Source organism: Marmoricola sp. URHA0025 HA25, assembly GCF_054059435.1.
The window spans coordinates 3,062,223-3,079,343 of the sequence record NZ_JBSSCD010000001.1 but is presented as its reverse complement, the minus strand read 5'-3'; the positions used below and the strand labels follow the sequence as shown (position 1 = coordinate 3,079,343).

17 protein-coding genes are annotated in these 17,121 nt (G+C 72.1%); 11 read left to right on the top strand and 6 right to left on the bottom strand.

Going from position 1 to position 17,121, the window contains the following annotated elements:
- Window positions 1–7: 7 nt before the first annotated feature.
- Complete coding sequence (locus ACVW00_RS15185) at window positions 8–1,558, bottom strand: HD domain-containing phosphohydrolase (RefSeq protein ID WP_457111736.1); 1,551 nt, start codon at window positions 1,556–1,558, stop codon at window positions 8–10.
- Window positions 1,555–2,298 (bottom strand): hypothetical protein, encoded by a 744-nt coding sequence (locus ACVW00_RS15180; RefSeq protein ID WP_457111735.1) that lies wholly within the window; start codon window positions 2,296–2,298, stop codon window positions 1,555–1,557. Before ACVW00_RS15180 ends, ACVW00_RS15185 begins: the two co-directional genes overlap by 4 nt.
- A gap of 152 nt (window positions 2,299–2,450) precedes the next feature.
- Here ACVW00_RS15180 and ACVW00_RS15175 point away from each other — a divergent pair, with 152 nt between their 5' ends.
- The 5 genes from ACVW00_RS15175 (at window position 2,451) to ACVW00_RS15155 (ending at window position 7,977) form a co-directional block, all read left to right on the top strand.
- The gene (locus tag ACVW00_RS15175; RefSeq protein WP_457111734.1) at window positions 2,451–3,899 is read left to right on the top strand and encodes a hypothetical protein; all 1,449 of its coding nucleotides are present in this window, start codon (window positions 2,451–2,453) and stop codon (window positions 3,897–3,899) included.
- A 2-nt stretch (window positions 3,900–3,901) separates the two neighbouring features.
- The gene (locus ACVW00_RS15170) at window positions 3,902–4,918 is read left to right on the top strand and encodes a DivIVA domain-containing protein (RefSeq protein WP_457111733.1); all 1,017 of its coding nucleotides are present in this window, start codon (window positions 3,902–3,904) and stop codon (window positions 4,916–4,918) included.
- A gap of 123 nt (window positions 4,919–5,041) precedes the next feature.
- Complete coding sequence (locus ACVW00_RS15165) at window positions 5,042–6,952, top strand: DUF3352 domain-containing protein (RefSeq protein ID WP_457111732.1); 1,911 nt, start codon at window positions 5,042–5,044, stop codon at window positions 6,950–6,952.
- 53 nt (window positions 6,953–7,005) lie between these two features.
- Window positions 7,006–7,641 carry a glyoxalase gene (locus tag ACVW00_RS15160; RefSeq protein ID WP_457111731.1) on the top strand — a complete coding sequence of 212 codons (636 nt, stop codon included), beginning with the start codon at window positions 7,006–7,008 and terminating at the stop codon, window positions 7,639–7,641.
- A gap of 51 nt (window positions 7,642–7,692) precedes the next feature.
- Window positions 7,693–7,977, top strand: coding sequence for a hypothetical protein (locus tag ACVW00_RS15155; RefSeq protein WP_457111730.1), 285 nt, complete (start codon window positions 7,693–7,695; stop codon window positions 7,975–7,977).
- On the opposite strand, the gene ACVW00_RS15150 is transcribed toward ACVW00_RS15155, so the two are convergent.
- Window positions 7,978–9,009 (bottom strand): hypothetical protein, encoded by a 1,032-nt coding sequence (locus tag ACVW00_RS15150; protein ID WP_457111729.1) that lies wholly within the window; start codon window positions 9,007–9,009, stop codon window positions 7,978–7,980. It lies immediately after the preceding gene.
- A 17-nt stretch (window positions 9,010–9,026) separates the two neighbouring features.
- Here ACVW00_RS15150 and ACVW00_RS15145 point away from each other — a divergent pair, with 17 nt between their 5' ends.
- Entirely contained in the window at window positions 9,027–9,575 is a 549-nt protein-coding gene (locus tag ACVW00_RS15145; protein WP_457111728.1) for an RNase H family protein, read from the top strand.
- 23 nt (window positions 9,576–9,598) lie between these two features.
- Here the strand turns inward: ACVW00_RS15145 and ACVW00_RS15140 are convergent, their stop codons facing one another.
- A complete protein-coding gene (locus tag ACVW00_RS15140) occupies window positions 9,599–10,093 on the bottom strand; it encodes a DinB family protein (protein ID WP_457111727.1) in 495 nt (164 codons plus the stop codon).
- Window positions 10,094–10,185: 92 nt separating this feature from the next.
- Here ACVW00_RS15140 and ACVW00_RS15135 point away from each other — a divergent pair, with 92 nt between their 5' ends.
- The 4 genes from ACVW00_RS15135 to ACVW00_RS15120 are packed head-to-tail and all read left to right on the top strand — an operon-like array spanning window position 10,186 to window position 13,823.
- Window positions 10,186–10,485, top strand: coding sequence for a metal-sensitive transcriptional regulator (locus ACVW00_RS15135; RefSeq protein WP_457111726.1), 300 nt, complete (start codon window positions 10,186–10,188; stop codon window positions 10,483–10,485).
- A gap of 29 nt (window positions 10,486–10,514) precedes the next feature.
- Window positions 10,515–10,727 (top strand): heavy-metal-associated domain-containing protein, encoded by a 213-nt coding sequence (locus ACVW00_RS15130; RefSeq protein WP_457111725.1) that lies wholly within the window; start codon window positions 10,515–10,517, stop codon window positions 10,725–10,727.
- Window positions 10,724–11,596 (top strand): hypothetical protein, encoded by an 873-nt coding sequence (locus ACVW00_RS15125; protein ID WP_457111724.1) that lies wholly within the window; start codon window positions 10,724–10,726, stop codon window positions 11,594–11,596. The genes ACVW00_RS15130 and ACVW00_RS15125 overlap by 4 nt, the downstream gene beginning before the upstream one ends.
- The gene (locus ACVW00_RS15120; protein WP_457111723.1) at window positions 11,589–13,823 is read left to right on the top strand and encodes a heavy metal translocating P-type ATPase; all 2,235 of its coding nucleotides are present in this window, start codon (window positions 11,589–11,591) and stop codon (window positions 13,821–13,823) included. The genes ACVW00_RS15125 and ACVW00_RS15120 overlap by 8 nt, the downstream gene beginning before the upstream one ends.
- On the opposite strand, the gene ACVW00_RS15115 is transcribed toward ACVW00_RS15120, so the two are convergent.
- On the bottom strand, window positions 13,810–14,409 hold the full coding sequence (locus tag ACVW00_RS15115) for a hypothetical protein (RefSeq protein ID WP_457111722.1): 600 nt from the start codon (window positions 14,407–14,409) through the stop codon (window positions 13,810–13,812). The genes ACVW00_RS15120 and ACVW00_RS15115 overlap by 14 nt on opposite strands.
- A 126-nt stretch (window positions 14,410–14,535) precedes the next feature.
- On the opposite strand from ACVW00_RS15115, the gene ACVW00_RS15110 reads away from it, so the two are divergent.
- Window positions 14,536–16,017, top strand: a complete 1,482-nt coding sequence (locus tag ACVW00_RS15110; protein ID WP_457111721.1) for an adenylate/guanylate cyclase domain-containing protein — start codon at window positions 14,536–14,538, stop codon at window positions 16,015–16,017.
- On the opposite strand, the gene ACVW00_RS15105 is transcribed toward ACVW00_RS15110, so the two are convergent.
- On the bottom strand, window positions 16,014–17,120 hold the full coding sequence (locus ACVW00_RS15105; protein ID WP_457111720.1) for a TIGR03617 family F420-dependent LLM class oxidoreductase: 1,107 nt from the start codon (window positions 17,118–17,120) through the stop codon (window positions 16,014–16,016). The two genes, ACVW00_RS15110 and ACVW00_RS15105, sit on opposite strands and share 4 nt — an antisense overlap.
- Window position 17,121: the final 1 nt, after the last annotated feature.

Below are 17,121 nucleotides of genomic sequence, written 5' to 3'. Positions count from 1 at the left end.
GGCCGGGTCAGCTCGACGGCGTGACCAGTCCGCGCTCCAGGGCGTAGAGGCTCGCCCCGACCCGGTTGGTCGCGCCGATCTTCGCGTAGGTCCGTTCGACATGGTTGCGGACGGTCTTCTCGCTGAGCACCAACCGGGTGGCGATCTCCCGGTTCGAGAGACCACGGGCGACGAGGCCGAGGACCTCCGTCTCGCGCGGCGTGAGCGTGTCGTCGCGACGCACCTTCGTCCTTGCGTGTCCGGCCACCGCCAGGACGGCCTCCACGCTGTCCGCGTCGAGGGCGCCGCGGGTCACACGGCTCTTCAGCCGAGCCGCGGCTTCTTCGGGTGTGCACGGCTCGCGGTAGGGCCGCGGCTCGAGCGCTGACTGGTAGGCGACGGTGGCGGCGAGGAGGCGCTCGGGCTGGCCGAGGGCCGTGCCGGAGAGGCCCAGGGGATAGCCCGATCCGTCGAGGTGCTCGTGGTGGGCACGGGCGATGACGGAGACCCGGGCGAGCCCCGGGATCCGGGTCAGCACGCGATCGGTCAGGTAGGGGTGCATCCGCACGCGCTCCCACTCCGAGCCGGTCAGCTCGCCGGGCTTCGACCAGACCTGGTTCGACACACCGATCCGACCGACGTCGTGCAGGTGGCCGGCCCGGCGTACGGCGGTCGCATCCTCGGGCGAGAGGCCCAGCTGCACCGCCGCCCGCTCCGCGAGGTCCGCCACGCTGCGGGAGTGGCCGAGCGCAAAGGGGCACTTGAGGTCGACGAAGTCGCCGATGGCGGTCAACAGGGCGTCCAGGCGGGTCTCGTCGAGCCGGGTCTCCGAGTCCGGGGCGATCGAGAGTGCCCTGACCCAGGGGTCATCCCCGGGAGCGGGAAACAGAGAGGCCGCGTCGGCGGTGAACGCGTCGACCACGGCCGGGTCCAGGTGGCCGCCGCGACGGCTCCGCGCCATGGCGACCGCTCCGGGTACGCCGTACATCCGCTCGTGCACCTCGGCCACGTCCGCGAGCTGGGCGATCCGCATCTCGATCGGGATCCGGTCACCGGAGGCGCCTGCGGGGAGCCCGCCGCCGTCGTACCGCTCGAAGGCGAAGGTGAGAGTCCGCTCGACCGCAGGGCCGAGGTCGATGTGCCGGGCGAGCGCGGCGGCCGAGCTGCAGTGGGAGTGGATCAGCTGGGCGAGCTGGCCGCGGGCGTCACGCATCAAGGTGGTCATCACGCGCAGGCGCTGGGCGAGCGGCTCTCCACGCGCGATGTTGCCGGCGAGGAAGCGGAGGTACGGCACGCCGGACCAGTCCACGAGGTACGCGTCGCGACGGACGGCGATGTCGTCGCCGAACCAGCGTGCGTACTCCTGCGAGTCCGCATGACAGCCGATCCACATCAGCAGCGTCGTGTAGTACGCGGTGGCCTTCTGCTCGCGGCTGAGTCCGAGCCGGTCCGCCAGTCCGCAGGCGACCACCGCCGACCGCAGCATGTGCTCGGCCGGTTGCCCGAGCCCCAGGTCGATCGCCACCGAGAGTCCGGCGAGCACCTCGACCCGGCGTGGCAGCGGATCAGGTGCGGTCATCGAGCCATTCTGGTGCCTGCGGGAGCTCCGACGGCCTCGATCGGGTCGACCGGGGGAGTGAACCGGGCCCGACCCGCGAAGAAGACGCCGCGTTGGGGGAGCCAGAAGTCACCGAGCCTGACCTGGTGGTCCAGAGGTGCGAGCGCCCCGAGGTCCTCGCCGCGCCAGGAGGCAGTGCCGCCGACCACGCGCCAGATCTTCAACGGCGCGGCCCTGAACCGCGGGCCGTTCGGGGTGGCGCCGCGCAGCTGGATCCGGCCGCTGCGGAGCATCGTGCGGGCCATCGGGCCCATGGCGCCCAGCACGGCGCCGCTGTTCCACCCCGCCTCGGGAAGCATGCCGCCCATGGCGGTCATGACCCGGGTCGCGGGCGTCCGGGCCAGCTCGATGCGCCAGCTCAGGTCGTCAGCCAGGGAGACCTCGAGGACCTGGTCGTCGCGCCACGACACGTCGAGGCTCGGTGCGTGCGCGGCCGCGGCGACCGAGCCGAAGTACCGCGGACAGGTCAGCGCGGGGTCTCCGGTCGTGTGGATCGTCCAGTGCCCGGCGGGGTCGCGGTGCCAGATCGCCCGGTACGCCGGACCTACGGAGCTGGCCACCATGTCCCGCAGCGCCAGGTAGTGGCCGCTGGCGAAGGGCAGCCCCATCACGCCGTACCCGGTGAAGCGCTCGTCGTGGCCCTCGACCAGCCGCGGGTCGGCAACCAGGGCCGCAACGGTCTCTCGTGGTGTCGTCGTCATGGGCCCAGCGTCCCCGTGGATCCGCGGTGGGTCGTGAGGCATCTGCCTCAACTCCCGGCCGGCGGTGGCCGGGCGCCGGATCCCCGTGTGCCACGCGGGAACTGGGATGCGAGGATGGGCACTGCCTGCGAGGCTGGGTCGAGCAGGCACGGGTGGGAGTGATCACGATGACCTTGGGTCCGTCAGGACAACCGGTCGCCGCGAGGCCCGACGAGGCCGTGTCGTCGAGCGCAGCGGCCGCCTTGCTGCGCCAGGCCGAGCTCGTCGCCGACCAGCTGCGCGCGGACGCGGAGGCGGAGGCGCGTGCCCTCACCGAGAGCCTGCGCACCGACGCCGCGGACACGCACCGCTTCCGCGAGGAAGCCGCCCGGGTCCTCCGGGTGGCCGAGCGACAGCTGGACGAGGCGTCCCAGGAGGCCAAGCAGGTCGTCGCCGACGCCGGTGAGCAGGCGTCGGTGCTCATCCGCACCGCTGGGCGTGAGGCCGACCGCCTGCGTGAGGAGTCCGAGCAGCGCGCGGCGGCGATGCTGGCGGAGGCCGAGCAGCGTCTGGTCGAGGCGCGCCGCGATGCCGAGCGGATCCAGCACGAGTCGAAGTCCACCGCCGAGGCCCTCCTCCACGACGCGCTTCGCAAGGTCGAGGAGCGAGAGTCAGCCAGCGCGGAGGCGATCGAGGAGCGCGAGCGGCTTGCCGCCCTCCGCGCCGAGGAGCTCGTCGCCGCAGCGTCCGCCGAGGCAGCCTCGCTGCGCACGGCGGCCGAGGGGGAGGCCGAGCGCACGCGTGCGGAGGCTTCCGCGGTGCTCGACGAGGCCCGGGCGCGGGCCCTCGAAGCCGTGCAGCTCGCGCAGGCCGAGGCCGAGGGAATCGGCCTGGCGGCCCAGGAGTCCGCCACTCGCGAGCTGGCAGCGGCAGCCGAGCAGATGAGCTGGGCGAAGTCGACCGTCGCCGAGCTGCTCGGCACGGCCGAGCTCGAGGTGGCCCGCATGGAGCAGCGCGCGCACCTGGGCGCGGCCAGCAGGCTCCGCGCCGGACGCCAGGCCATCGGGAGGGTTGCCGCCGGCGTGCGCACCCGCCTTGCCGAGCAGTCGGCCGAGGCGGAGAGGGCCGCCGCGCTGCTCGCCCAGGCTGCGCACGACCAGCGACGCACCGCGGACGAGGACGCCGCCAGGATCCGGGCCGGCGCCGAGGACGACGCCCAACGCCTGCGCAGCGAGGCAGAGGAGTACTACAACCAGGTCGAGGCGCGAGCCCAGCGGCGGCTGGAGCAGGCAGAGTCCGGCGCCAAGCTGCTGCGCGACCAGACGGCCGAGGAGGTCATGCGCACCCAGCGCGAGGCCAAGGACGAGGCGCGCGGACTGCGTGAGGAGGCTGCCGCCTTCCTCGCCTCTGCGCGGGCAGAGGCCGATGCCCTCCGCGCACAGGCCAAGGAGCGCCTCCACGACGCCCGCGACGAGGTCGCCGCACTCGCGCGCAGGCGCGATGCCATCGAGGAGGAGCTGCGACCGCTCTCCGGGGTGATCGAGGCCCTTGCCGTGCCGTCGTCGGCGCCCGATGCGAACCACCACGAGTCAGTACGTCGAGAAGAGGGACAGGGACAGTGACGATGAACGACCCCGGCAGCAGCACCTTCGAATTGGTCAGGCGCGGCTACGAGCCGGCCCAGGTCAACCGCCGCCTCGAGGAGCTCACCGCGGCCGTGGCGCAGGCCAACGCCCAGCGCGACGCCCTGGCTGCGCGCCTCGAGGCAGCCCAGGAGGCAGCTGAGCGCGACCGGCCCGAGCCGGCGCCCGCGGTCGTCGAGCCGGCCACGTTCGAGAACCTCGGTGCCCGGGTCGGACAGATCCTCACCCTGGCCAACGACGAGGCCGACGAGCTGCGGCGCACGGCGTACGCCGAGGTCTCTGAGGCGCGCCAGCAACTCGAGGAGGAGACGAAGCGAGTCCGCGAGGACGCCGATCGGTACGCCGCGGACACGCGCAGCACTGCAGAGACCGAGGCGACCCGCATCGTCGAGGACGCCCGTCGAGCGGCGGACGAGCGCCTCGACAACGCCGAGCGAGACGCGGCCGCGCGGATCCAGGAGGCCGAGGCGATCTACGAGGAGCAGCGCGCCAAGGCGGTCCAGTCGGCGGCCGACTTCGAGACCACGCTGGCGGAGCGCCGCAAGGTCGCCGAGGAGGAGTTCCAGCGGCAGATGGAGCAGGTCGAGCGGCGGCTCGACGAGGCCACCCAGACCCTCGAGACGGCTCGCACCGAGGCCCAGCAGACCGAGGCGGCGGCCAAGGTGGAGGCGGGCAACCTGGTCCGAGCGGCGGAGGAGCAGGCGACCTCGATCGTCGACGACGCCCGCACCCGGGCCACCCGCATGCGGGCCGAGTCCGACCGCGAGCTCTCGGCGGCGACCCAGCGGCGCGACGCCATCAACGCCCAGCTCGCCAACGTCCGGCAGATGCTGGCCACGCTCACCGGCTCGGTCACGGCGCCCGACCCGTTCGCCGCCGACGAGCGGGCCGCGACGCAGACCGGGGATCAGGACGGCGGCGAGCCGGTAGCTGACGACGCAGCGCCCGAGGTGGACGCAGAGCCTGCCGAGGAGGCCTCGCCGGTCGAGGCGCGCTAGAAGTCGGTCGTCGGCGCGACGAGAGGCGGTCACTTCACCGGTTCCGGCCCGCGATCGCCCGGTCGTCGTTAGATTCTCCGTGCGTGCTCGCGCACGGTGACTTCCACGACCGAGGACGACGTGATGAGCAACCAGGGACCCGGGCCCGAGCCGACGATCGAGCAGTTCGAGATCGTGGGACCCCCGCGCGCAGCCCGTCCCGGCCGCAGCCGCAGGTACGTCGCGGTCCTGGGCGTTGCCGCCGTGGTCGCGGCCGTGGTCGGCGGGGGTCTCTGGGCGTGGCAGTCCTGGACGGCCCAGGGGGACCAGCCGGCCAAGGCGCTGCCCGCCGACACCCTCGCGTACGCCGCACTCGACCTCGACCCGCCGGGTCAGCAGAAGGTGGCGGCCTTCCGCACGCTGCGGAAGTTCCCGACGCTGAAGAAGGCGCTCGGCCTCGACAGCGCCGACGACCTCTCCCAGTCGGTCGTGGAGAAGATCACCGCGCAGAGCAGCTGTGACCTGGACTTCTCCGACATCAAGCCCTGGATCGGCGACCGGGTCGCGTTCGCGGTGGTGGCCCAGGACAAGCCGGAGCCGGTGGTCGTCCTCCAGGTCAAGGACGCCGACCGGGCCCGCGCCGGGCTGAAGGCTGCCGGACGCGGATGCGACACGAAGGACTTCGGCTACGCGGTCGACGGTGACTGGGCCGTCCTCGCCAGGAACGACGCGGTCGCCGCTCGGGTCGGCCGCGACGCCGGGCGCCACAGCCTGGACCAGGACGGCGACTTCCGCACCCTCACGAAGGCCGCGGGCGACCCCGGGCTGGTCACCCTGTACGCCGCCCCGGCCGCCGGCAAGGCGCTTCTCGACGAGATCGACCGGAGTCCCTGGACCGGCTGGTCCGTCCTGGAGGCGCTCGACGGTGCGACCGACCCGATCCTGACGATCATCACCGGGTTCGCGGCGACGAGCGTGGTCCGCACGTCCTACGACGAGGGTGCCGACTCCGTCCCGGAGCCCCCCGACGTCTCCCCGCGGCTCATGAAGGCGGAGGAGAGGTTGCAGCGCCGGTTCCAGCACTTCGAGGAGCTCACCGAGCAGGAGCAGAACCGCCTGCTCGAGCAGCAGGCCCGGCTGATGCGGCAGATGTACGGCAACGAGTCGCCGGACGGGATGACCACGCAGAACGACGTACCGGACGGTGCGACTGCGGGCTACGACTCGGTCGGTGAGATCCCCGCCCCCCACATCGACCCGACGCTGCGGACCTCGTTGCAGGGCTTCACCGGGCTCGGCGGTGTCGCCCGCTTCACCGACGGTGCGTTGGAGCTCGTCGTCACCGGCGATGCCCTCGTGGGCACCTCCGCGGACGCGTACGCCGGCAGCGCGGGCGGCGAGCTGGTGTCCCGGCTGCCGGCCGACACGGCGGTCGCCTTCGGAGCCGGTCTCGCCGACGAGTGGGTGGACGCGCTGATCAGCCGCCTCGCGGACGCGTACCCCTTCTCCGACGGCTCGAAGGACAAGACGATCGCCGCCTTCGAGAAGGCAACCGGGCTCGACGTGCCCGGTGACGTCCAGGCGCTGGGCGGCGACGGCATCAGCATCGTCGCCGGCAACGGGTTCTCGCCCGACGACATCACCGGCGATGACTTCGCGCACCTGCCGGTCGCCGCGCGGATCAGGGGCGACGCCGCCCGGATCGAGTCGGCCCTCGACAAGCTGCGCGATGGCGTCGGCACCGATGCGGCGTCGCGGCTGCTCTCCCGGCGTGCGGGCGACGACGTCGTCGTCGGCCCCGACGCCGACTACCTGGACCAGCTCGCCAAGGGTGGTGCCGGCCTCGGGGACTCGGACCGGTTCAAGGAGGTCGCACCCCAGGCGGGTGACGCGACCTCGGTGTTCTACCTCGACTTCGACTCGGGCGACTGGCTGGCGAAGACTGCGGCGACCGGCGATCGCGCGGACGCCGAGCCGCTCGACGCCTTCGGCATGACGGTCACGAAGCACGACGGTCACCAGCGGATCGTGCTCCGCGTCAGCTTCGACGACTGAACCGGTCAGGAATCGAGAAGCACCGCGGCGGCTGCCGCCCTAGCGTCTTCGGCATGACCTCCATCGAATCCGTGACCCTCGAGGTGGCCGACCTGACGGCCGCCCAGCACTTCTACTCCGCCGCGTTCGGCCTCGGCCCGCAGCTGAGGCTGCGGGCCTCGGACGCGCCGACAAGTGGCTTCCGCGGCGTCACCCTCTCCCTCGTCGTCTCCCAGCCCGCGACCGTGAGGCGCCTCGTGGCCGCAGCGCTGGACGCCGGTGCGACGTCGCTGAAGCCCGTCTCCAGGTCCCTGTGGGGCGTGGGCGGCGTCATCCAGGCTCCCGACGGGACCATCTGGAAGATGGCGACCTCGAACAAGAAGGACTCCGGCCCCGACACGGGCGAGATCGACTCGTTCGTCGTGCTCATCGGCGTCGAGGACGTCGCCGCGACCAAGCGCTTCTACGTGGAGCGGGGCCTCACCGTGGGGAAGAGCTACGGCAGCAAGTACGTCGAGTTCGAGAGCGGCTCCGAGCCGGTGAGGCTCGCGCTCTACAAGCGGCGCGCGCTGGCCAAGGACGCCGGCGTCGCGCCCGAGGGCAGCGGTTCCCACCGGCTGGTCATCGGCAGTGACCTGGAGCCGTTCACCGACCCGGACGGCTTCGCCTGGGAGAAGGTCACCCAGGAGGCCCGCTCGGCGGAGGCCTGACCCCGCGGGCCCAGGGGGTTTGCCCGAGGCCAGGTCGGGGTACGGGGGTGGATGACCTCTGACCTCCACGACGACCTCACCGTCCAGATCGCGCAGGAGCTGCAGCGCGAGGGCACCTGCGTCCGGGTGGTCAGGTCGATCCCTCGACAGCGGGTCGTCGACGTGAGCTGGGCGGCGAGGCGCGCGGGCCGGCTGATCGGTGAGCGCGTGCACACGTCGGTCACCCCGCTCTCCCCGCGATCCGACGGTGAGGTGGCGATCGTGGTGGTCGTGGACACCGACCCGGTCCCGGCCCCGCACCACGCCCCTCCGCGGGTGCCGCAGCAACGGTCCTGATCAGTCCAGCAGCGCGCTGACCTCGGGCGAGACGTAGAAGGGCTCGAGCCGCGCCCGGACCACGCGCTCCAGGTCCCCGCTCTCGCGCAGGGCGTCGACGAGCGGTGGCGCCATCCGCACCAGGTCGGCGACGAGCTCGTCGCGGCCCAGCTCGAGCGCGTCGACCAGCTCGGTGGGGGTGTAGCCGCCGAACCGGTCGAAGAACGCGTCGACGACAGCCTTCCCGAGGCGCGCGACCTGTTCGGTGGACAGCGCACCGACCGCCAGCTCGTGGATCGCGTCGACCACGCCGGCGAGCTCCTCGCGGCTCGCAAACCGGTCGAGGCCTTCGACCCGCTCCTCGGCGAGGAGGTCCCAGGCCTGCAGGACGGCCTCGCGGGTCGTCGGGTCGCGCAGTGTCTCCACGACGATCCGGTTGAGGCGGCGTACGGCGAACGCGCTGCCCTTGCCGACGGTGTCGCCGATCAACCCCTCGAACTGCCGGTCTGCCGCACCCATCACCTTCGACGCGGCACTGGTCCCGAACGACATCAGTGATCCGAGGCCCGGCACCCGATCGGCCACTGCCTTGTTGGCCTGGAGCACCTCGCCCACGATGCGGCCCATGAACCGGGAGGCCGCGGTGCCGACGAGCGGGCTGGCGACGAGCCGCTCCAGGACGCGCTCGACCACCGGGACGAGCGCCAGCAGCGAGTCCAGCAGCGCCTCGACCCGCTCGCGGTCGATCAGCTCGCCGACGGGGAACGGTTCCTCGGGTCCGTCGTACGCGACGGAGGCGGCCATCTCGACGATGCCGCCGACGGCCGCACTGCCAGGGACGGTCCCGAGCACCCGGACCACGATCGCCTTCACCTGCTCACGGTCGACGAGGTCCTCGATCGGGTGCTTCCCTGTCGCCGCGAGCAGGTCGTCGGCCAACCCGGAGACCGTCGCCGCGAGCGCGTCGCCGGTCAGCTGGTCGAGGTGGTGGCGCACCTGTGCGTCGAGCAGACGCTGGGCGAGGGACTCGGTCGGCGCGCTGTTCGGAGACACGAGGGAAGGATGGCACGATGCGTGCCATGACGATCATCGCGGCCGCCGACGGCTCGGCTCTCGGGAACCCGGGTCCCGCCGGCTGGGGCTGGTACGTCGACGAGGACTGCTGGGCCGCGGGCGGCTGGGCCCACGGGACCAACAACATGGCCGAGCTGACCGCCGTCCTCGACCTGCTGCAGCAGACGGCACACCTCGACGAGGACCTGCTGGTGATCTGCGACAGCACCTACGTCATCAAGTCGGTCACCACGTGGATGGCCGGCTGGAAGCGACGTGGCTGGCGCAAGGGTGACGGGAAGCCCGTCCTCAACCTCGAGATCATGAAGGCGCTCGACCTGGCGATGGTCGATCGGCGGGTCGCGTTCGAGTGGGTCAAGGGGCACACCGGCCACCCGCTGAACGAGGCCGCCGACCGGCTGGCCAACGGCGCCGCCCTGTCGTGGAAGGGCCAGGTCGCGCCGCTCCCCGGCCCCGGCTTCGCCGGCTCTGTCGTGCACCCCGTCGTGGTCTCCACCCCGGTCGTCCACGAGGAGCCCGCGCTCTTCTCCCTCCCCGAGGGCTGACGAGGCGCGCTCCCGGCGCAGGTTCAGCGGCCGGTCGTCCCGTCGAGCAGCTCGCGCAGGATGTCGGCGTGCCCGGCGTGCCGGGCCGTCTCGCTGGTGACGTGCGCCAACACCCAGCCGAGCGTCTTCGGCCGGTCGTCCACCGGATTCCTGGTGAGTGCCTCCAGACCACCGGCCGTCGCGATGTGTGCGTCGCTCTCGGCGATCGCAGCGCGGTAGTCGGCGATGACGGCGGTGGCACTTCGGTCGGGCGGCACGACCATGCTGAAGTCGACATCGGCGTACGCCGGGTCGCCGGCGAGCGTGTGCCCGAACCAGTAGCGCTCCCCGTCGGCCAGGTGCTGGACCAGGCCGAGCAGGGTCGTGTCGGAGACCACGAAGCGCCGCCGCAGCTGCTCGTCGCCGAGACCGTCGACCTTCTTCAGCACGCAGGAGCGCGCGAAGGACAGGAAGGCGAGCGCGGTGTCGAGCGGGCCGTCGTCGTTGCGGGGCACTGCTTCACGCTGGGACTCGAGCATGTCCCGAGACTAGGACGAGCGACCTTCGAGGACTCACGTCTTATGAGCGGGCATCAGTTGCCATATACCCATGGGGGGTATAGTATCGAGACATGAGCGAGCACCAGCACTCCTACATCGCCAACAACACCAAGGCCGACTACCTCAAGCGGCTCCGTCGCATCGAGGGTCAGGCCCGTGGACTGCAGCGGATGGTCGAGGAGGAGCAGTACTGCATCGACATCCTCACCCAGGTCTCGGCGATGACGAAGGCGCTCCAGGCCGTCTCGCTCAGCCTGCTCGACGAGCACATGAGCCACTGCGTGCTCGACGCGGCCAGGTCCGGCGGACCGGAGGCCGAGATCAAGCTGAAGGAAGCCTCGGACGCCATCGCGCGGCTCGTGCGCTCCTGACCACCCACTCACCGGAAGGAAGTCCAGCCATGTCTGACACCTACACGTTCTCCGGCACCGTGACCGGGATGACCTGCGGCCACTGCGTCTCCTCGGTGACCGAGGAGGTCCAGGAGATCCCCGGTGTTGAGAAGGTCGACGTGACCCTCGAGACCGGAGCGCTCACCGTCACCAGCGCCGAGCCCCTCGACGATGCGACCGTGCGGTCTGCCGTCGAGGAGGCCGGCTACCAGCTCGCATGAGCACGCCGGTGAAGGTCGCCGCGTTCGTCGCGGGCCTGGCCGCAGTCTTCGCCGCGGCGTTCGGCCTCGGCGCGCTCACCGACCCGGACACCGAGCCGGCGGCGGACCACGGTGCGTCCGGGCACGACTCCGCTCATGACTCCGGTCACGACGCGGCCGCCGCTGTCTCCGTGCACCTGGCGCTGTCGGAGCGGAGCTATGCCGCCGGGCGGGACGTTCCGGTCTCCTTCCAGCTCCAGACGGCCGACGGCACGCCCGTCACGGCGTACGACGTCGAGCACGAGAAGCAGCTGCACCTCATCGTGCTCGGCACCCGTGAGCTGACCGACTTCCAGCACGTGCACCCCACGCTGGCGCCCGACGGCACCTGGAGCGTGGCGCTGCGCCTGGAGCCCGGCTCGGCGTACCGGATGTACGCCGACGGCAGCACCGGAGGCGAAGGCTTCCTGGCGACCGCCGACTTCTCCACGACGGGTGGCCACCCGGCTCCGGGACCGGTGCCCGAGCCGGCCACGACGGACCGGGTCGACGGGTTCACCGTGCAGCTCGACCAGGCTGACGGTGCGGCGACCCTGCGCGTCACCAGGGCAGGGCAACCCGTCGCGCTCGAGCCCTACCTCGGCGCCCTCGGCCACCTCGTGGTGATCCGCGTAGACGACCTGGCGTACCTGCACGCACACCCTGCCGAAGGCCCGACGCCGGTGTTCGCCGTGTCCGGGCTGGCGCCCGGGCGGTACCGCTACTTCTTCGACTTCCAGGTCGGCGGCGTCGTCCGCACGGCCGCGTTCACCGTCGATGTCGACAAGATGCCCTCGTCCGGCATGTCGATGGGCTCGGAGGACTCCCACGACGGAGGGGACCATGGCTGAGCTGCAGGACGTGGAGCTGGCGATCACCGGGATGACCTGCGCCTCGTGCGCCAACCGGATCGAGCGCAAGCTGAACAAGCTCGACGGCGTCACCGCCACGGTGAACTTCGCCACCGAGAAGGCGAAGGTCACCTTCCCCGGCACGATCACACCCGACCAGCTGCTCGAGACCGTCGGCCAGGCGGGGTACGCCGCCGCGCTGCCCGCCGGGCCCGCGTCGCCGGACGACACCGCCGGGCCCGACGAGGACGACCCGAGCCGGCCGTGGCGCGACCGGCTCGTCGTCTCGGCCGTGCTCACGGTCCCGGTGATCCTCCTCGCGATGGTGTCTCCCTGGCAGTTCGACAACTGGCAGTGGCTGTCGCTGACGCTCGCCTCACCGGTGGTCGTCTGGGGCGCCTGGCCGTTCCACAAGGCCGCGTGGACCAACCTCCGCCACGGCGCCTCGACGATGGACACGCTGATCTCGCTGGGTACGCTCGCGGCCTTCGGCTGGTCGGTCTACGCGCTCTTCTGGGGCACCGCGGGGATGACCGGCATGAAGCACCCGTTCGAGCTGACCGTCGAGCGCGGCAGCGGCGAGGGCAACATCTACCTCGAGGCGGCCGCCGGGGTGACGACGTTCATCCTGGCGGGGCGCTACTTCGAGGTGCGCGCCAAGCGGCGGGCCGGTGCGGCGCTGCGCGCGCTGCTCCACCTCGGCGCGAAGGACGTGGCGGTGGTGCGTGACGGGGCAGAGGTGCGCATCCCCGTGTCCCAGCTCGCCGTGGGCGACAGCTTCGTCGTCCGTCCCGGGGAGAAGATCGCCACCGACGGCGTGATCGAGGAGGGCAGCTCGGCGGTCGACGCCTCGATGCTCACCGGCGAGTCCGTGCCGGTGGAGGTCGGTGTCGGTGACGCGGTCGTCGGCGCCACCGTCAACGCGGGCGGACGGCTCGTGGTCCGGGCAACCCGGGTCGGCGCGGACACGCAGCTCGCCCAGATGGCCCGGCTCGTCGAGGACGCCCAGAACGGCAAGGCACAGGCCCAGCGGCTGGCCGACCGGATCTCCGGGATCTTCGTGCCGATCGTGATCGCGCTCTCCGTGGGGACGCTCGGCTTCTGGCTGGGAGCGGCGGAGGGAGGCTCTGCCGCGTTCACCGCTGCCGTGGCGGTGCTGATCATCGCCTGCCCGTGCGCGCTCGGCCTGGCCACGCCGACGGCGCTCATGGTCGGCACCGGCCGCGGTGCCCAGCTCGGGATCCTGATCAAGGGACCCGAGGTGCTCGAGTCGACGCGCGACGTCGACACCATCGTCCTGGACAAGACCGGCACCGTGACGACCGGCCGGATGGCGCTCGTGGAGGTGATCGCCGCGACCGGCGAGGACCGCGACGAGGTCCTCCGCCTGGCCGGCGCGCTCGAGGACGCGTCCGAGCACCCGATCGCCCAGGCGATCGCCTCCGGAGCACGCGAACGCGGTGCCCTGCCCGCGGTCGAGGACTTCGCGAACCTCGAGGGCCTCGGTGTCCAGGGCATCGTCGACGGCCACGCCGTGCTCGTCGGCCGGCCCCGGTTGCTGGCCGAGTGGTCGCAGCACCTGCCCGCGGATCTCGAGGGCGCACTCGCACGGGCGCAGGCCGATGGCGGCACGGCCGTGGCGGTCGGCTGGGACGGCGCGGCACGCGGCGTCGTGGTCGTCGCCGACGCGCCGAAGCCGACCTCGGCGGCGGCGATCGCCGGCCTGCGTGGCCTCGGGCTGCGGCCGATCCTGCTCACCGGCGACAATGCCACCGTCGCGCGTGCGGTAGCCGCTCGGGTGGGCATCGACGATGACGACGTGATCGCCGACGTGCTGCCCGCCGACAAGGTCGACGTGGTCAAGCGGCTGCAGTCGGAGGGCCGGGTCGTCGCGATGGTGGGCGACGGCGTCAACGACGCCGCGGCGCTCGCGCAGGCCGACCTCGGCCTGGCGATGGGCACCGGCACCGACGTCGCGATCGAGGCCAGCGACCTCACCCTGGTCCGGGGCGACCTGCGGGTCGCGGTCGACGCGATCCGGTTGAGCCGGCGTACCCTCGCCACGATCAAGGGCAACCTCTTCTGGGCGTTCGCCTACAACGTCGCAGCCCTGCCGCTCGCTGCCGCGGGCCTGCTCAACCCGATGCTCGCCGGAGCAGCGATGGCGTTCAGCTCGGTGTTCGTGGTGAGCAACAGCCTGCGGCTGCGGAGGTTCAGGGCCGCCTGAACGATGGCTGCCGCCGTGCCAGGACGAGACCCGCAGTCCATCCGGGCGCACGGCCCCCTCGGGGTGGGGCGATCGCGTCCAGGTCGTGACCCGTGCTCGCCAGCGCCCAGGCGACCACGGAGTTCGAGTTCCACATCTGGCCGGTGCCCAGCTCGTCCCTTCCCCAGGTGAGCACGGGAATCTCGCCGAACATCTCGAGCAGGGCGGCAACCCTCGCGGGGTCGGAGGTGGTCCGCACCGGGCTCTCGACGGCCTCGGCAACATCGGGAATGCGACCCCCAGGCCAGCAACGAACCTCATAGCGAAAGGCGCGGAACCGGCCGAGCCGCTTCGACCCGACCGGGCCTTCGGCGACCACGCCACGGTCCGGATCACGCACGTTCCACACGGGTCCCATCTCGACCGCGTAGGTGACGCCATCGCTGCACACCATCAGTCCGGAGTGGTAGAGGTCTGCGGGAGGCCGATGCTCTCGCCGCGAGGACCACCACTCGTACAGGCGACCGTTCCACCGGACCACGTGGCCGCCTGCCCCGAGCGGCAGCCAGTACAGGTCGACCCACGCCGCGCCGGGCTCGTCCTTCATCGCCGTCACCCCTCTTCCACCAAACAACCAGCGCGTCGACGTGATCAGGGCCGAAGGTCACCCTCTGCCTCGCGCCTCAGGTCGGAACGTCACCCGCAGCGGCTCCGGATGGTGCACGATCGCAGCATGCATGTGGGGCTGAAGGCCGTCACGACGCTGCACACCCTGGCGCTGGTCTGGCTGGCGAACGTCCTCGGTGCAGCGGTGCTGCTCGTCGAGTACCTGGTGGTGCTGCCCTTCCCCGATCGCTACTCCACGTCGGCGATCGTGCGCGACAACGTGGTCGTCGGCCTCGTCTGCATCGCGCTGAGCTGGGTCGTGCTCGGCGCGGTCGGTGCTCCGCGGACCCGGCGGACGCTGGCCTGGACCGTCCACGGGACGGTGCCGACGGCGGCCGAGCGCGACCTCACGCTCAACCTGCCGTGGTGGCTGTTCTGGTTGCAGGCGCTCACCTGGCTCGCGTCGTGCGCAGTCTTCTTCGTGGCGAACCTCGATGTCAGCACCACCTTCGCCGTGCAGATGGCCGCAGCGGTGTTCGTCGGCGGGAGCGCCACCGTCGCCACGTCGTACCTGCTGACGATGCGGCTCTTCCGGCCGGCGACCGCCCGAGTGCTGGAGGTGGCACCGCCGGAGCGCGGCTGGGCCGCAGGTGTGGGGGAGAAGGCCGTGTTCACGTGGCTGCTCACCACCGGGGTGCCGATGCTCGGGCTGATCCTGATGGTCGCGTTCGCGGGTGAGAAGGGTGTGCCGCTGGACAAGCTGGTCCTGAGCGGCATCGTGGTCGGCGGCGGGGCGCTCGTGACCGGGTTCTTCGCGACCGTGCTGTTCGCGAAGTCGGTCGGGGAGCCGCTCTGCGAGCTCACCGACGCCCTGGCCGACGTCGAGGGCGGTGACCTCTCGGTCGCGGTCACCGTCGACGACGCCGGCGAGATCGGGCAGCTCCAGGTCGGGCTCAACAGCATGGTCCAGGGACTGCGCGAGCGGGAGCAGCTGCGCGACCTCTTCGGCCGCCACGTCGGGCAGGACGTCGCCCGGCTCGCGGTCTCGCAGGGGGTCGCGCTCGGTGGCGAGGAGCGCGAGGCGGCAGCCCTGTTCGTCGATGTCATCGGCAGCACCCGGATGGCCGTCGAACGGACGCCGCGCGAGGTCGTCGACGCGCTGAACCGCTTCTTCGAGGTCGTCGTCTCGGTCGTGAGCGAGTACGGCGGCCTGGTGAACAAGTTCGAGGGCGATGCCGCGCTCTGCATCTTCGGTGCGCCCCTGGGACTCCCCGATCCTGCGGGCGCCGGGCTGGCGGCGGCCCGCACGATGGCCGCGCGCCTCCGCGCAGAGGTGCCGGACCTCGACGCCGGCATCGGCGTCTCCCACGGTCTCGTGATCGCCGGCAACATCGGGTCCACGGAGCGGCTCGAGTACACCGTGATCGGCGACCCGGTCAACGAGGCCGCTCGGCTGACCGAGCAGGCGAAGGAGCGCCCCGAGCGCGTGGTCGCGTCCCAGCGGATCGTGGACCGGGCTGACTCCGAGGAGGGCGCCCGGTGGCGGCTGCTCGAGCCGCTGCTGCTCCGCGGCCGGGCAGACGTGACGGTCCTCGCGGTCCCGGCCTAGCCCTTCAGCGCCGTTGCCAGCGCCCCGATCTGGTCGAGCGGCGCGTCGTAGCCGGGGAAGTAGGCGCACACCCGCTCGGCGACGTCGCCGAAGCGGCGCCGGATCTCGGCCGCGCACTCCTCGGGCGTGCCGACGACTGCCAGGGTGCGCACCATCCGGTCGTCGACCAGGTCGACCATCGCCGCGACGTGGCCCGTCTTCGAGAGCGCGTTGAGCTCCGGCTGGAGGTCGGCCCAGCCCTCGACCTCGAGCACCGGCCGGTACGCCGGCGTGGAGCCGTAGAAGGCGAGCAGCGTGCGGACCCCGTGGACGGCTCGCTCGAGCTCGTCGGCGGTCCGGCCCATCGCGACGATCACCTGCGGGTGGATCGGCAGGGAGTCGCGCCCGGCGCGAGCCAGCCCCTCCGACACCGCAGGCAGCGTGCGCTCGCGGAAGTGCCGGTCGCTGTGGAAAGGCATCACCAGCAGGCCGTCGGCCACCTCCGCGGCCGTGCGGGTCATCTGCGGCCCGAGCGCGCCGAGGAGCACCGGTGGCACGCCGTACGGGTTGGGGCCGGGCACGAACGTCGGCGGCATCAGGGTGTGCCGGGTGAACTCGCCGCGGAAGTCGAGCGGCGTGCCCTCCTGCCACGACGCGAGGATCGCCCTGACCGCGAGGACGATCTCGCGCATGTGCGCGACCGGTCGGTGCCAGGTCGCGCCGTACCGGTGCTCGATGTGCGGTCGGATCTGCGAGCCCAGTCCGAGCCGGAAGCGGCCCCGGCTCAGCAGCTGCAAGTCGTACGCCGCGTGCGCCAGGTGCATCGGGCTGCGCGGCAGGGCGATCGCCACGTTCGTCATCAGGTCGGTCTCGACCACCCCGGCCGCGGCGATCAGCGGCACGAAGACGTCGTGCGGGCCCTCGAAGGTGAACAGGCCGTCGACGCCCGCGCCGACCAGGTCACGCGCTCTCGCGGGCGCCCGGTCCGGGCGGGCATCGAGCTGGACGTCGAGGAGCACGGGCCGAGTATGGCCGACCCGTGCCCGCTCACAGGTGAACCAACCCGCGCCGGGTCCCGTAGTCAGGAACGACAGAGATCTCCTCGGAAGCCGGATCGGAGGCAAC

Coding starts and splice junctions, on each gene's coding strand:
- ACVW00_RS15185 (WP_457111736.1), bottom strand. CDS start 1,558: ATGACCGCACCTGATCCGCTGCCACGCCGGGTCGAGGTGCTCGCCGGA.
- ACVW00_RS15180 (WP_457111735.1), bottom strand. CDS start 2,298: ATGACGACGACACCACGAGAGACCGTTGCGGCCCTGGTTGCCGACCCG.
- ACVW00_RS15170 (WP_457111733.1), top strand. CDS start 3,902: ATGAACGACCCCGGCAGCAGCACCTTCGAATTGGTCAGGCGCGGCTAC.
- ACVW00_RS15165 (WP_457111732.1), top strand. CDS start 5,042: ATGAGCAACCAGGGACCCGGGCCCGAGCCGACGATCGAGCAGTTCGAG.
- ACVW00_RS15160 (WP_457111731.1), top strand. CDS start 7,006: ATGACCTCCATCGAATCCGTGACCCTCGAGGTGGCCGACCTGACGGCC.
- ACVW00_RS15155 (WP_457111730.1), top strand. CDS start 7,693: ATGACCTCTGACCTCCACGACGACCTCACCGTCCAGATCGCGCAGGAG.
- ACVW00_RS15145 (WP_457111728.1), top strand. CDS start 9,027: ATGCGTGCCATGACGATCATCGCGGCCGCCGACGGCTCGGCTCTCGGG.
- ACVW00_RS15140 (WP_457111727.1), bottom strand. CDS start 10,093: ATGCTCGAGTCCCAGCGTGAAGCAGTGCCCCGCAACGACGACGGCCCG.
- ACVW00_RS15135 (WP_457111726.1), top strand. CDS start 10,186: ATGAGCGAGCACCAGCACTCCTACATCGCCAACAACACCAAGGCCGAC.
- ACVW00_RS15130 (WP_457111725.1), top strand. CDS start 10,515: ATGTCTGACACCTACACGTTCTCCGGCACCGTGACCGGGATGACCTGC.
- ACVW00_RS15125 (WP_457111724.1), top strand. CDS start 10,724: ATGAGCACGCCGGTGAAGGTCGCCGCGTTCGTCGCGGGCCTGGCCGCA.
- ACVW00_RS15120 (WP_457111723.1), top strand. CDS start 11,589: ATGGCTGAGCTGCAGGACGTGGAGCTGGCGATCACCGGGATGACCTGC.
- ACVW00_RS15115 (WP_457111722.1), bottom strand. CDS start 14,409: ATGAAGGACGAGCCCGGCGCGGCGTGGGTCGACCTGTACTGGCTGCCG.
- ACVW00_RS15110 (WP_457111721.1), top strand. CDS start 14,536: ATGCATGTGGGGCTGAAGGCCGTCACGACGCTGCACACCCTGGCGCTG.